The organism is Paracoccus endophyticus, from assembly GCF_003286075.1.
GTDB classification, from domain to species: Bacteria; Pseudomonadota; Alphaproteobacteria; order Rhodobacterales; family Rhodobacteraceae; genus Paracoccus; species Paracoccus endophyticus.
The window spans coordinates 412120-423949 of record NZ_QLUV01000001.1 but is presented as its reverse complement, the minus strand read 5'-3'; the positions used below and the strand labels follow the sequence as shown (position 1 = coordinate 423949).

The 11830-nt window shown below is 72.7% G+C and carries 11 protein-coding genes; 5 read left to right on the top strand and 6 right to left on the bottom strand.

Annotation, left to right across the window (positions count from 1 at the left end; all coding sequences use genetic code 11):
* The first annotated feature begins 89 nt into the window (after positions 1 to 89).
* The 4 genes from DPQ23_RS02055 to DPQ23_RS02040 are packed head-to-tail and all read left to right on the top strand — an operon-like array spanning position 90 to position 4793.
* Positions 90 to 899 carry a paraquat-inducible protein A gene (locus tag DPQ23_RS02055; RefSeq protein WP_112873313.1) on the top strand — a complete coding sequence of 270 codons (810 nt, stop codon included), beginning with the start codon at positions 90 to 92 and terminating at the stop codon, positions 897 to 899.
* On the top strand, positions 896 to 1627 hold the full coding sequence (locus DPQ23_RS02050) for a paraquat-inducible protein A (protein ID WP_112872988.1): 732 nt from the start codon (positions 896 to 898) through the stop codon (positions 1625 to 1627). The genes DPQ23_RS02055 and DPQ23_RS02050 overlap by 4 nt, the downstream gene beginning before the upstream one ends.
* Complete coding sequence (locus DPQ23_RS02045) at positions 1624 to 4050, top strand: MlaD family protein (protein WP_112872987.1); 2427 nt, start codon at positions 1624 to 1626, stop codon at positions 4048 to 4050. The genes DPQ23_RS02050 and DPQ23_RS02045 overlap by 4 nt, the downstream gene beginning before the upstream one ends.
* A 2-nt stretch (positions 4051 to 4052) precedes the next feature.
* The gene (locus tag DPQ23_RS02040; RefSeq protein WP_112872986.1) at positions 4053 to 4793 is read left to right on the top strand and encodes a PqiC family protein; all 741 of its coding nucleotides are present in this window, start codon (positions 4053 to 4055) and stop codon (positions 4791 to 4793) included.
* A gap of 3 nt (positions 4794 to 4796) precedes the next feature.
* Here DPQ23_RS02040 and ferA read toward each other — a convergent pair whose 3' ends face one another.
* From ferA to DPQ23_RS02020, 4 genes are all read right to left on the bottom strand, one after another.
* Positions 4797 to 5342 carry a flavin reductase FerA gene (gene ferA, locus DPQ23_RS02035; protein WP_112872985.1) on the bottom strand — a complete coding sequence of 182 codons (546 nt, stop codon included), beginning with the start codon at positions 5340 to 5342 and terminating at the stop codon, positions 4797 to 4799.
* Positions 5339 to 6247, bottom strand: a complete 909-nt coding sequence (locus DPQ23_RS02030) for a 3'(2'),5'-bisphosphate nucleotidase CysQ (RefSeq protein ID WP_112872984.1) — start codon at positions 6245 to 6247, stop codon at positions 5339 to 5341. Before DPQ23_RS02030 ends, ferA begins: the two co-directional genes overlap by 4 nt.
* Positions 6234 to 7592 carry a TldD/PmbA family protein gene (locus tag DPQ23_RS02025; protein WP_112872983.1) on the bottom strand — a complete coding sequence of 453 codons (1359 nt, stop codon included), beginning with the start codon at positions 7590 to 7592 and terminating at the stop codon, positions 6234 to 6236. Before DPQ23_RS02025 ends, DPQ23_RS02030 begins: the two co-directional genes overlap by 14 nt.
* A gap of 90 nt (positions 7593 to 7682) precedes the next feature.
* Positions 7683 to 9356 (bottom strand): DUF2125 domain-containing protein, encoded by a 1674-nt coding sequence (locus tag DPQ23_RS02020; RefSeq protein WP_112872982.1) that lies wholly within the window; start codon positions 9354 to 9356, stop codon positions 7683 to 7685.
* A 71-nt stretch (positions 9357 to 9427) separates the two neighbouring features.
* Between DPQ23_RS02020 and DPQ23_RS02015 the strand changes: the two genes are divergently transcribed.
* The gene (locus DPQ23_RS02015; protein ID WP_112872981.1) at positions 9428 to 10039 is read left to right on the top strand and encodes an enoyl-CoA hydratase/isomerase family protein; all 612 of its coding nucleotides are present in this window, start codon (positions 9428 to 9430) and stop codon (positions 10037 to 10039) included.
* 7 nt (positions 10040 to 10046) lie between these two features.
* Here DPQ23_RS02015 and DPQ23_RS02010 read toward each other — a convergent pair whose 3' ends face one another.
* Positions 10047 to 10409, bottom strand: coding sequence for a YbaN family protein (locus DPQ23_RS02010; RefSeq protein ID WP_112872980.1), 363 nt, complete (start codon positions 10407 to 10409; stop codon positions 10047 to 10049).
* 1 nt (position 10410) lies between these two features.
* On the bottom strand, positions 10411 to 11817 hold the full coding sequence (gene ahcY, locus DPQ23_RS02005; RefSeq protein WP_112872979.1) for an adenosylhomocysteinase: 1407 nt from the start codon (positions 11815 to 11817) through the stop codon (positions 10411 to 10413).
* Between the last annotated feature and the right edge of the window lie 13 nt (positions 11818 to 11830).

The following is an 11830-nucleotide window of genomic DNA, read 5'->3' as shown; positions in this document are numbered from 1 at the left end:
CAGTCGCAAGCGGGGCGGCTGCGCCCTTTCACGCAGCCTTGCGCGGGGCCGCCCTTGCGCCGCGGCGGCCCGGCCCTATCCTGCGGGGCATGATCGAGGCGGGGCATTATGACGTGCAGACCGGCGCGGGGCTGATCGCCTGTCCGCGCTGCGACGCGCTGCATGTGGACACCGAGCTGACGCCCGGCGAGACCGCGCGCTGCGTGCGCTGCCACAGCGTGCTGGCCCGCCCGCGAGAGGGCGCGTTCACGCAGATCGTGGCGCTGTCGGTCACGTCCATGGTGCTGATGGTCGCGGCGGTGTTCTTTCCGTTCCTGGAAATCTCGCGCATGGGATTCGGCAACGCCACGTCGATCTTCGGGGTGGCGCTGGCGTTCTCGCAGGGGTGGCTGATGCCGCTGACCGTGGCGGTGCTGGGCTTCATCGTGGCGCTGCCGGCGCTGCGGGCGGCGCTGCTGGTCTATGTGCTGCTGCCGATGCGGGGGCAGGGGCTGCCCGCGCGCCATGCCGGCGCGGCCTTCCGCCTGTCCGAGATCCTGCGCCCCTGGTCCATGGCCGAGATCTTCGTGATCGGCACGTCGGTCGCGCTGGTCAAGGTGGCGGGACTGGCCACGGTCAGCCTGGGGCCGGCGTTCTGGGCGTTCTGCGCGCTGATCGTGGTCGGCGCGGCCAGTGACGTGTTCACCTGCTCGACGACGATCTGGGACACGCTGGAGGATCGCGGCGCGTTCACCGACGGCCGCGAGGTCGTCCCCGACACGGCCCGGACGGCGGCCCGGCGCGCCCTGGTCGAAGGCGAGGAGGGGGCTGGCGCCGAGCGGCGGGACGGTCCTGCGATCCCCGACGCCGCCCGGCCCCAGACGGGCGACGCCGCCGTCCAGGGGGGCGGCGCCCTATGACCGCGCCCGCCCCGGCCGCGCCTGCCCCGACCCCACCCCGACCGGCCGCGCCCGCCAGCGACGCCCTGGCCGCACGAGAGGACGCGCCGGTCCTGACCGCCCACCGCGCCGGGCTGGTCGGCTGCCGGGGCTGCGGCCGGGTCTGGCCCGAGGACGCCACCACCTGCGGCCGCTGCGGGGCACGGCTGACCCCCCCCGACCGGCGCAGCCTGCAGGCGGTCTGGGCGTGGCTGGCCGCGGGGCTGATCTTCTATGTCCCGGCGAACCTGCTGCCGATGCTGAAGACGCAGACCTTCGCCGGGCTGCGCGGCAGTTCGGAAGCCACCATCATCGGCGGCGTGATCGAGCTGTTGCATCACGGCAGCTACGGGGTCGCGGCGATCGTGTTCGTGGCCTCGATCGTCGTGCCGATCGGCAAGTTCGTGGTCATCGCTTGGCTGGCCCACGTCGCCGGCCGTCCCGCCTCGGTCGAGGCCGCGCACACGCGGCTGCGCGCGCTCGAGGCGATCGAGTTCATCGGGCGCTGGTCGATGATCGACGTCTTCGTCGTGGCCATCCTGGCGGCGCTGGTGCAGCTGGGGTTCGTCGCGACCGTCCACCCGGGGCCGGCGGCGGTCAGCTTTGCGCTGTCGGTTGCCTTCACGATGCTTTCCGCGCAAAGCTTTGACCCGCGGCTGATCTGGCGCGGCTTGCCGCTGCGGACCCGCAGGGACAGGACCGCCGCATGACCGACAGACCGCCGCCCGTCACCGACCCCCGCGCGGGGTCCGGCCCCGACGGCGACAGCCCCCGCCCCCCCTCGGGTCCGGGCACCCTGCGTCCGGCCAGCCCGGTGCGGCGCACCGCGGCCCGCGCCGCACGCGCCGGCGTGTCGGTGATCTGGGCGGTGCCGATCATCGCGCTGCTGGTGACGATGGCGCTGGCCTGGAACGCCTATGCCGGGCGCGGCACGCTGGTCCAGGTCGCCTTTGCCGACGCGACCGGCATCACCCCCGGCGAAACCGCGCTGAAGTTCCGCGAGATCACCGTGGGCAATGTCGAGGCCGTGCGCTTCACGCAGGATCTTCAGCGGGTGGTGGTCTCGATCCGCGTGGACAAGGACGTCGCGCAGTTCATCGACGACGCCGCCGAGTTCTGGATCGTGCGGCCCCAGGTGTCGGCGCAGGGCATCTCGCGCCTGGACACGGTGCTGACCGGCGCCTTCATCGAGGGCTACTGGGACGCCCGGCCCGGGCCGGCCGAGCTGGTCGTCCACGAGGGGCTGGACCGCGCACCGCTGACCCGCAGCAACGAACAGGGCACCTGGGTCGTCCTGTCCTCGGCCGACGCCAAGGGCATGACCGAGGGCGCGCCGATCTTCTATCGCGGCCTGCAGGTCGGGCGGATGCAGAACCTGCGGCTGTCGGACACCGACGAAAGCGTCCAGGCCGATGTCTTCATCGAAGCGCCCCACGACCAGCGCCTGACCACCGCGACGGTGTTCTGGGACACGGCAGGCTTCTCGGTGTCGCTGGGGCCGCAGGGCGTGTCGCTGAACGTCAATTCCGTGTCCTCGCTGGTGCAGGGCGGGGCAGAGTTCGCGACCCTGTCGTCGGGTGGCCAGCCGGTCGCCCAGGGCCATGTGTTCCAGTTGCAGCCCGACCGGCAGACGGCGCAGAACAGCCTGTTCGCCACCGCGCCCGGCGACGAGCTGCGCCTGACGGTCCTGATGGACGAGGCCGTCCGCGGTCTGGCCGAGGGGGCGGACGTGCAGTTCCAGGGGCTGACGGTGGGGCGCGTCAGCGGCCTGTCGGTGCGCGTCGTGCCGGGGGAGGAAGGGCAGGCGGGGCAGGTCCTGCAGGACATCACCATCGCCCTGTCGCCGCAGCGCCTGGGACTGCCCGAGGACGCGGGCCCCTCGGACGCGCTGACCTTCCTGGCCGGACGCGTGGCGCAGGGATTGCGCGCGCGCGTGACCGGCGCGGGGATCTTCGGCACCTCGCTGATGGTGGAGCTGATCGAGCTGCCCGATGCGCCGCCCGCGCAGATCGACGCCGACGCAAAGCCGTTCCCGGTCCTGCCGTCCGCGCCGCCGGACCTGTCGGACATCGCCACCACCGCGCAGGGGCTGGTGAACCGCCTGGGCAGCCTCAAGCTCGAGGAACTGCTGAAGTCGGCCACCGACATGATGAACAGCGTGACCGCCATCGCCAGTTCGCAGGACACACGCGCGATCCCCGAATCGCTGCGCCAGACCATCGACGAGGCGCAGGTGACGATGACCGAGCTGCGCACGGCCGTGCAGGAGCTGCGCGCCTCGGGCGCGGTGGCCAACATCGCGGGTGCGACCGACAAGGCCGACCAGATCGCCGACAAGCTGAACGGGGCGGCCGACAAGCTGCCGGGGATCATCGACCGGCTTGACAGCGCCGCCACCTCGGTCAGCGGCGTGGATTTCGCCGCGATCGGGGCGCAGGCCCAGCAGGTGCTGGCCGACGTGCGCGGCCTGATCGGGACCGAGGCCGCGCAGGCGCTTCCCGGCAAGCTGGGCACCGCGGTGGACCGCGTGGGGACGGCCGCCGCCGACATCGGCACGGTCGCCGCCGACCTGGCCCGGAACAAGGTGGGCGCGCGCATCGGCCAGTTCGTCGATGACGCGGGCGCCGCCGCCACCTCGATCCGGCAGGCTGCGGCCGACGTGCCGGCCATGGTGGACCGGATCGACGCCGCCGCCGCTGCGGTCGAGACGTTCGACTGGTCGGGCATCAGCGAGGCGGGCAAGGGCGTGGTGGACGATCTGCGCGCCATGCTGGGGACCGAGGACGCCGCACAGCTGCCGCGCAACCTGTCGGACACGCTTCAGGCGGCGTCCGGCCTGCTGAACGACCTGCGCGACGGCAACGCCGCCGGCAGCCTGAACGCGGCGCTCGCCTCGGCCCGGCGCGCCATGGACGAGATCGCCCGCGCCGCCAACACCCTGCCGCAGCTGTCGCAGCGGTTCCAGCAACTGGCCGCGCGGGCCGAGGCGGTGATCGCCACCTACGGCGAGCGCGGCGCGTTCAACACCGAAACGGTCAACACGCTGCGCGGCCTGCGCCGGGCGGCCGAAAGCCTCGGCAGCCTTGCCACCACCATCGAGCGCAATCCGCGCGCCTTCCTGCTGGGACGATAGACATGCGCCACGCCTTGCCCCTGATCCTGGCCGCCGCGCTGCTGGCGGGCTGTTCCAACCCGGAAAAGACCGGCCGCTGGCTGATCGACCCGCCCAGCGCCGGCCCGCAGGTCAGCAACGCCCTGGGCACGGCCGAGCTGAAGGACGTGTCGCTGCCCGAATATGCCGCGGCGGGCGAGGTGTCGTGGCAGACCGCCGACGGGGCCATCCGGTCGAACCCCCGCAACCTGTGGGCCGACACGCCGGAACGGGCCTTCACCCTGACGCTGGCCCGCGCGATCTCGGACCTGTCGGGCGCGACCGTCATTGCCGAGCCGTGGCCGCTGGCCGAGCCGCCCCGGCGGCGGGTTGAGGTCCGGGTCGAGAAGGCCCTGGCGCAGCGCGACGGCGTCTATCGCCTGAGCGGGGCCTATTACGTCGCCAACGACGCCGCGGGCGGGGCCAACCATGCCCGCCGCTTCGACATCGCAGTGCCGCTGCCGGTCGCACAGCGCGCGTCAGGCAGCGCGGGGCTGGGGGGGCTTGGCGGGCGCGGCACCACGGCCGTCGCCGCGCCCGGCGCCATCGCCGCCGCGCAGAACCAGGCCATCGCGCAGCTTGCGCGCCAGATCGCCGTTCTGGGCGGGCCGGGCGCCACCGTCGCCACCACCGCGCCGCGGCTGGACCCGATCTTCTCGGCCCCGCTGGACCCCTTGCCGCCGCTGGAGCCGCTGCCCGCGATCGAGCTTGAGCCCGTGGGCTGAGGGTCAGCCGATGTCGGGATGGAACGCGCCGAACCGCCCGGCGGCAAAGACCAGCGGATGGTCGTCGGGCCCCGCAACCGTGACCCGCGCGACCTGCCCGATCAGCACCGTGTGATCGCCACCGTCGTGGCTGGCATGGGCGCGGCAGTCGAACCGCGCGGCCACGCCCGCCAGCACCGGCGCGCCGTCCTCGGTCACGGCGGGGTCAAGCCCGGCGAACTGCGCGCCGCCCCGGGTGAATCGCAGGCACATCTTGAGCTGCTCGGCCCCCAGCACGTGCACCGACCACGCCCGCGCGCCCACGAACGCGTCATGGCGCGACGAGGCGCGGGCCGGGCACCACAGCACCAGCGGCGGGTTCAGCGACACGCTGGTAAAGCTGTTGACCGTCATCCCCAGCGGGCCGTCCGGTCCCTGCACCGTGACCACCGTGACCCCGGTCGCAAAGCGGCCCAGCGCCTCGCGGAACAGCCGCGCCTCGGCCGTGGCGGGGTGAAAGGTGATCGCGTCGGCCAGACGGTCGCGGGTTTCGGGGGGCAGCCGGTTCATTGCGGGTCCTTTGCCGAAGGGGCGGGCCTGGTCGGTGTCGCCGGCGCCGGGCCGGCGGGGGCGGCGATCTCGGCCCCCGCCTCGCGGGCCGCGTCGCGGGCGTCGGCGGCGGTGGCCGGGGTGCTGTCGTCGGCGGCCATGGCCGCGCGCAGGCCGGCGTGCAGGCCGGGTGCGGCGACGACCAGCCCGTCCACCAGCGGCCTTGCCTGGTTGAATCGCATCGCGCCGCCGCGCCGGTCGGTCACGGCGCAGCCTGCGCGCTCGGCGATCAGGCTGGCCGCGGCGATGTCCCATTCCCACGCCGCGCGCATCGACAGCGCCGCGTCAAAGCGCCCCTCGGCCGCCAGGCACAGCCGCCACGCGAGCGACGGGCGGAACTCGCGCCGGATCGGGGGCACAAGGCCGCCGCGCCAGTGGACGGGGTCCAGCGCCGCCTTGCTGGTCAGCACCGTCGCGCCCTCCAGCGCCGCCGGGCGCGGGGCGATGCTGTGGCCGTTGCGGGTGGCCGGCCCGTCCGCGCGCGCGGCATAGGTCACGCCGCGCGCGGGCAGATGCACCACACCGGCCGTGACCCTGTCGCCCTGCGCCACGGCAAGCGCGACGGCGAACCCGTCCTGCCCGGCGATGAAGGCGCGGGTCCCGTCGATCGGGTCCACGATGAAGCAGCGCGCCGCATCCAGCCGCGCGGGATCGTCGGCGCTTTCCTCGCTGAGCCATCCATAGGCCGGGCGAGCCCCCCGCAGGCGCTGTTCGAGCAGGTCGTTGACGGCCAGATCCGCCTCGCTGACGGGACCGGCGCCGCCGCCCTTGTCCCAGCTTTTCAGCGCGCCCCGCCAATAGCGCAGCGCGACCTGGCCCGCAGCCTCGGCCGCCTCGACCAGCAGGGCGAGGTCAGTCGCCGGCAACGGTCATCCCCTCGACCAGCAGCGACGGCACCCGGTGCGGCCGCCACTCGGGCAGGTCGTCGGCCGCGACCATCCGCATCAGCATGTCGCGCAGGTTGCCCGCGATGGTGCATTCGTTCACCGCATAGGCGATCTGGCCGTTCTCGACCCAGAACCCCGCGGCCCCGCGGGAATAGTCGCCGGTCGTCGGGTTGACCGATGCGCCCAGCATCGACGTCACCACCAGCCCGCGGCCCATGTCGCGCACCAGCGCCTGCGGCGTGGCGTTGCCCGGCGACAGCGTCACGTTGCTGACCCCCGGCGAGGGCGCCGACGAGATCCCGCGCACGGCACTGGCGGTGGACGCCATCCCCAGCTTGCGCCCGGTCGCCAGGTCCAGCGTCCAGCCCTGCAACACGCCGTCCGCCACGATGGCGCGCGCGCGCGTTGCCAGCCCCTCGGCGTCGAACGGGCGCGAGGCCGGATAGCGCGGCAGCAGCGGGTCCTCGGTCAGGTCAAGGCCGGGCGGCAGCACCGGCTGGTCCAGTGCATCGCGCAGCCAGCTGGCCCCGCGCGCCACCGCCGCCCCGTTCACCGCCGACAGCAGGTGCCCGATCAGCGACGAGGCGACGCGTTCGTCGTAAAGGATGGGAAACGCCCCGGTCGGCGGCTTGCGCGCGCCGCGGCGGGCCACGGTCCGCTCGCCCGCGCGGCGCCCGATCTCCTCGGGCGGGGGCAGGTCGGCGGCCCAGACGCGGCTTTCGCCGGCCCAGTCGCGCTCCATCCCCAGGCCCTCGCCGGTGATGGCGACGGCGGACAGGGAATGGCCGCTGCGGCCATAGCCGCCCGAGAACCCGTTGGTCGCGGCCAGCCACAGGCGGCGGTGGCTGACGGCGGCGCTGGCCGATTCGACCATGCTGATCCCCGCGACGGCCAGGGCCGCCGCCTCGGCCCGCAGGGCGCGGTCCAGCAGCTCGGGCGGGGCAGGGGGCGGCCTGTCGTCGTCCAGTTCGAGCCCGCGGGCCATGTCGGTCGTGCCGGCCAGCTGGTCGGGGTCGGCCAGCCCCAGGCTGTCGTCCACCGGCGCCTCGCGCGCCATGGCGACGGCGCGGGCCGCCATTTCCGCGATGGTGCGCTCCGACACTTCGCTGGCCGAGACGCTGGCCTGCCGCCCGCCGATCAGCACCCGCAGGCCGATTTCCACGCCCTGCGCGCGCTCGGCGTGTTCCAGCGCGCCGCCCAGCACGTTGACCGACAGCGATTCGCCCTCGACCGCCATGGCGTCCGCCTCGGACGCGCCGGCCGCGCGCGCCGCGTCCAGCAGCGCCCGCGTCAGCGCCTGCAGGTCAGAGGATGCGCCGGTCATGGGCCCGCCTTGCCGCCACCGGCGGCCGTGGAAATGAAAAAAGGGGGGCCAGACTGCGCCCGGCCCCGCGAATGCGTCCGTCCAGCGGTCTTACTGGACCTGCTGGCCGTTGGCAAAGATCTGGCCGCCTTCCTTGAACTCGAATTCGCTGACCAGCGCGTCGCCCCCTTCGGGCGCGGGCTTGGCGAAGGCGGCCAGCATCATGCGATAGCCCGCGACCTGGTCCTGCTCGACCAGGCCCATCGCCACCGCCTTGTCCAGCAGGGCGTTCAGCCCCTCCATCCGGGCGGTGATGGTGCCGACCGGCTGGTCCATGCTGCCGCCGGCCGTGGCCGCCAGCGCGCCCGAGGCGTCGATGCGCGCGCCCAGCGCCTGAACGCCCAGCTTGTTGATCGTGACCTCGGTCGGCTGGATCGGCGACGGCTCGGACGAGGCGTCGTCCCCGTCAGCGTCCTGCGCGCCGCCATCCTGCGTGCCGGGTGCGGCATCGGGGGCCGCGCCGTCGGCGGTGCCGCCGGTTGCGCCGCTGGCGGGCGCTTGGGTCCCGCCATCCGCCGCGGCGCCGTCGTCCGCGTCATCCGAGGCGTTCAGCGTCGCGGGATCGAACAGGTCCGCCATCACCCGGACCAGCCCGGTCACGTCGATGTCCAGCGATGCGGGGTCGCGCGGCAGTTGTCCCTTGGGGTCCAGCATCCCCCAGATCCCGTCGTCCAGGGTCAGGCCGCCCAGCGAATAGGCGAACTTGAACGGCGCCGGCGTGTCCGACTGCATCACGGGGACCTGGATGTCGGTGCTGACGCTGTTGATCGCATAGCCCAGCGGGACCGGCAGATCGCCCGAGGTCATGCTGGCCTGCAGCGCATCGCCGCTGGCCTGATAGCTGATGCCCCCCGCCGACAGCCCGAAGGCGGCGTCGATGCCCTTGCCGCTGGTCGTTCCGGCGACGGACTGGTCGGCGCCCGTCTCGTCCTTGCCGGCATGATCGAAGCTGAGGTCCATGGCCGCCATCGTCAGCGTGCCCGCGACATCCAGCCCGGCTTTCAGCGCCGCGTTCATGTCGCCGCCCGCCCCCATCTGGACGCCCTTCGGGATCGTCGCCTGCCCCGAGCCCTGCACGCCGTCGAAGCTGACCGAAAAGCGCGTCGTCCCGGGCATCTCGGGGCCCTCGTCGGTGAAGGTCCCGGCCAGCGCGACCCGCTCGGTCGCGCCCGAGGCGGTGATCGCCAGGCTGGACCCGTCCACGGCGCGGTGGCGATAGGTGGTGTTAAGCAGCGTCAGCGTCAGCGGGACCGTCTTGTCGCCCTCGGGCGTCACCAGCCTGTCCAGCGCGACCAGAACCTCGGCCGCCTTGCCGTCGTGGGTCATGTCGGCGGCGGTGCCGCCGGTCACGACCTCGGCCCCCTTCAGCGTGGCCGTCGCCTCGGCAGTGACGGGCTGGTCCTTGTCGTTCCTGAACCGGATGATCGCCCGCGACTGCTCTGCCACCGTGGTGCGGACCCGGCCGTCGCCGGTGGCCTGCAGCGTCACCTGCGGAATGGTGACGGTCATGGCGCCCTCATCCCCGGGCGCGGCATAGGCCAGGGTGGCGTCGCGGATCGTCAGCGTCTCGCCCGCCTGTTCGCGGCTGCCCTCGGTCACGACATAGCCGTTGGCCTGATAGTACGCGACCCAGTTCTGCCACACCTCGGCCGGCGTCACATCGGCGAATGCGGGCGCGGTCAGCGCCAGCAGCGCGGCGGCAGAGCTTGTCATCCGCAGAAACATCTCGATACCTTTCCGGCAACAGGGGTGCGCAACACTTGCCACAGCGGGGCTGCGCGTCCAAGGAGTGAACGATGATCCGCGTGAACCATCCCCGTGACGGCCTGGTCACGATTTCGTTAGACCGCCCCGACAAGGCCAATGCCCTGACCGAGCCGATGCTGGACGATCTGGCGCAGGCGTTCGATGCGGCCGGGGACGCGCGCGCGGTGATCCTGACCGGGACGGGCCGGGTGTTCTCGGCGGGCGCCGACCTGGATGCGGCGCGCGCGGGGCTTGCGCTGTCGCCCGCCTGGGAACGGCTGTCGGGCGCCATTGCGGCGGCCCCCTGCCTGACCATCGCCGCGCTGAACGGCACGGCGGCGGGCGGCGCGATGGGCATGGTGCTGGCCTGCGACCTGCGCGTCGCGGTGCCCGAGGCGCGGTTCTTCTATCCGGTGATGGCGCTGGGCTTCCTGCCGCAGCCGTCCGATCCGCCGCGTCTTGCGGCGCTGGTCGGGCCGTCGCGGGCGCGGATGATCCTGATGGCGGGTCAGCGCATCGACGCGGCCGAGGCGCTGAGCTGGGGACTGGTGGACCGGCTGGCCGGGGCGGAGGTGCTGATGGACACGGCCGAGGCGCTGGCCGCCGCCGCGCTGGGCGCGGCGCCCGGACATGTCGCGGCGATCAAGGCCCGGATGGGCTGAGGGCCGGTCAGGCCGTGGGCGGCGGCGCGGGCCGGCTGACGACGTACAGCGCCACCGCAGAGATCACGGCCAGCTGCACCAGCCAGAACGGCCGCGGCAGGATGAAGAAGGTCACGGCAAGACCCGCGGCCATGCTGAGCGTCGCCACGATCTTGACGTTGCGGGCGATCGCGCCGTGGCGGCGCCAGTTCCCGATCTGCGGGCCAAAGACCGGATGCGCCATCAGGCGGGCGTGAAACCGGGGCGAGGACCGGTCGAACGCATAGGCCGCGACGATCAGGAACGGAACCGTCGGCATCACGGGCAGCACCGTGCCGACCAGCGCCAGCCCGACCGACAGGATTCCCGCGCAGCGCCACAGCATCAGCATGTCAGTACCGGTAATGATCCGACTTGAACGGCCCGCCGACCGGAACGCCGATATAGTCCGCCTGCTCGGGGCGCAGTTCCGTCAGGCGGACGCCGATCTTGTCGAGATGAAGGCGCGCCACCTTTTCGTCCAGTGCCTTGGGCAGGATATAGACGCCGGGCCGATAGTCGTCGCCCTTGGTCCACAGCTCGATCTGGGCCAGCACCTGGTTGGTGAAGCTGGCCGACATGACGAAGGACGGATGGCCCGTGGCGTTGCCCAGGTTCAGCAGGCGCCCCTGCGACAGCAGGATGATGCGGTTGCCCGACGGCATCTCGATCAGGTCCACCTGGTCCTTGACGTTGGTCCATTTGTGGTTGCGCAGCGCCGCCACCTGGATCTCGTTGTCGAAATGGCCGATGTTGCCGACGATGGCCATGTCCTTCATCTCGCGCATGTGCTCGATGCGGATCACGTCCTTGTTGCCGGTGGTGGTGACGAAGATGTCGGCGCTGGCGGCCACGTCTTCCAGCCGCACGACCTCGAACCCGTCCATCGCCGCCTGAAGGGCGCAGATCGGGTCCACCTCGGTCACCTTCACGCGTGCGCCGGCGCCGCGCAAGGACGCCGCCGAGCCCTTGCCCACGTCGCCGTAGCCGCAGACGACGGCGACCTTGCCCGCCATCATCGTGTCGGTGGCCCGGCGGATGCCGTCCACCAGGCTTTCCTTGCAGCCATACTTGTTGTCGAACTTGGACTTGGTGACGCTGTCGTTGACGTTGATCGCCGGGAACGGCAGCAGCCCCTGCTTGTGCAGGTCGTACAGGCGGTGAACGCCGGTCGTCGTTTCCTCGCTGACGCCGCGGATCGCGTCGCGCTGGCGGGCGAACCAGCCGGGGGTCTGCGCGATGCGGGTGCGGATCTGCGCGAACAGCGCCTCCTCCTCCTCGGACTGGGGGGCGGCGATCAGGGCGGTCTCTCCGCCCTCGACGCGCGCGCCCAGAAGGATGTACAGCGTGGCGTCGCCGCCGTCGTCCAGGATCAGGTTCGCGCCCTCGGGGAACTGGAAGATGCGGTCGGTATAGGCCCAGTAGTCCTCCAGCGTCTCGCCCTTGACGGCAAAGACGGGAATGCCGGCGGCGGCGATCGCCGCGGCGGCGTGGTCCTGGGTGGAATAGATGTTGCACGACGCCCAGCGCACGTCCGCGCCCAGGGCCACCAGCGTCTCGATCAGCACGGCCGTCTGCACGGTCATGTGCAGCGAGCCTGCGATGCGCGCGCCCGCGAGGGGCTTGGCCGCGCCGTATTCGGCGCGCAGCGCCATCAGGCCGGGCATTTCGGTTTCGGCGATGTCCAGCTCTTTCCGGCCGTACTCGGCCAGGGCGAGGTCGCGCACCAGGAAATCGCCGTCGGTCGGGGTCGAGGTCATCGGTCAGCCTGCA

What these genes read in the sequence shown, in the direction of transcription:
- DPQ23_RS02055 (WP_112873313.1), top strand. Translation starts at nt 90, where the DNA reads ATGATCGAGGCGGGGCATTATGACGTGCAGACCGGCGCGGGGCTGATC.
- DPQ23_RS02050 (WP_112872988.1), top strand. Translation starts at nt 896, where the DNA reads ATGACCGCGCCCGCCCCGGCCGCGCCTGCCCCGACCCCACCCCGACCG.
- DPQ23_RS02045 (WP_112872987.1), top strand. Translation starts at nt 1,624, where the DNA reads ATGACCGACAGACCGCCGCCCGTCACCGACCCCCGCGCGGGGTCCGGC.
- DPQ23_RS02040 (WP_112872986.1), top strand. Translation starts at nt 4,053, where the DNA reads ATGCGCCACGCCTTGCCCCTGATCCTGGCCGCCGCGCTGCTGGCGGGC.
- ferA (WP_112872985.1), bottom strand. Translation starts at nt 5,342, where the DNA reads ATGAACCGGCTGCCCCCCGAAACCCGCGACCGTCTGGCCGACGCGATC.
- DPQ23_RS02025 (WP_112872983.1), bottom strand. Translation starts at nt 7,592, where the DNA reads ATGACCGGCGCATCCTCTGACCTGCAGGCGCTGACGCGGGCGCTGCTG.
- DPQ23_RS02020 (WP_112872982.1), bottom strand. Translation starts at nt 9,356, where the DNA reads ATGTTTCTGCGGATGACAAGCTCTGCCGCCGCGCTGCTGGCGCTGACC.
- DPQ23_RS02015 (WP_112872981.1), top strand. Translation starts at nt 9,428, where the DNA reads ATGATCCGCGTGAACCATCCCCGTGACGGCCTGGTCACGATTTCGTTA.
- DPQ23_RS02010 (WP_112872980.1), bottom strand. Translation starts at nt 10,409, where the DNA reads ATGCTGATGCTGTGGCGCTGCGCGGGAATCCTGTCGGTCGGGCTGGCG.
- ahcY (WP_112872979.1), bottom strand. Translation starts at nt 11,817, where the DNA reads ATGACCTCGACCCCGACCGACGGCGATTTCCTGGTGCGCGACCTCGCC.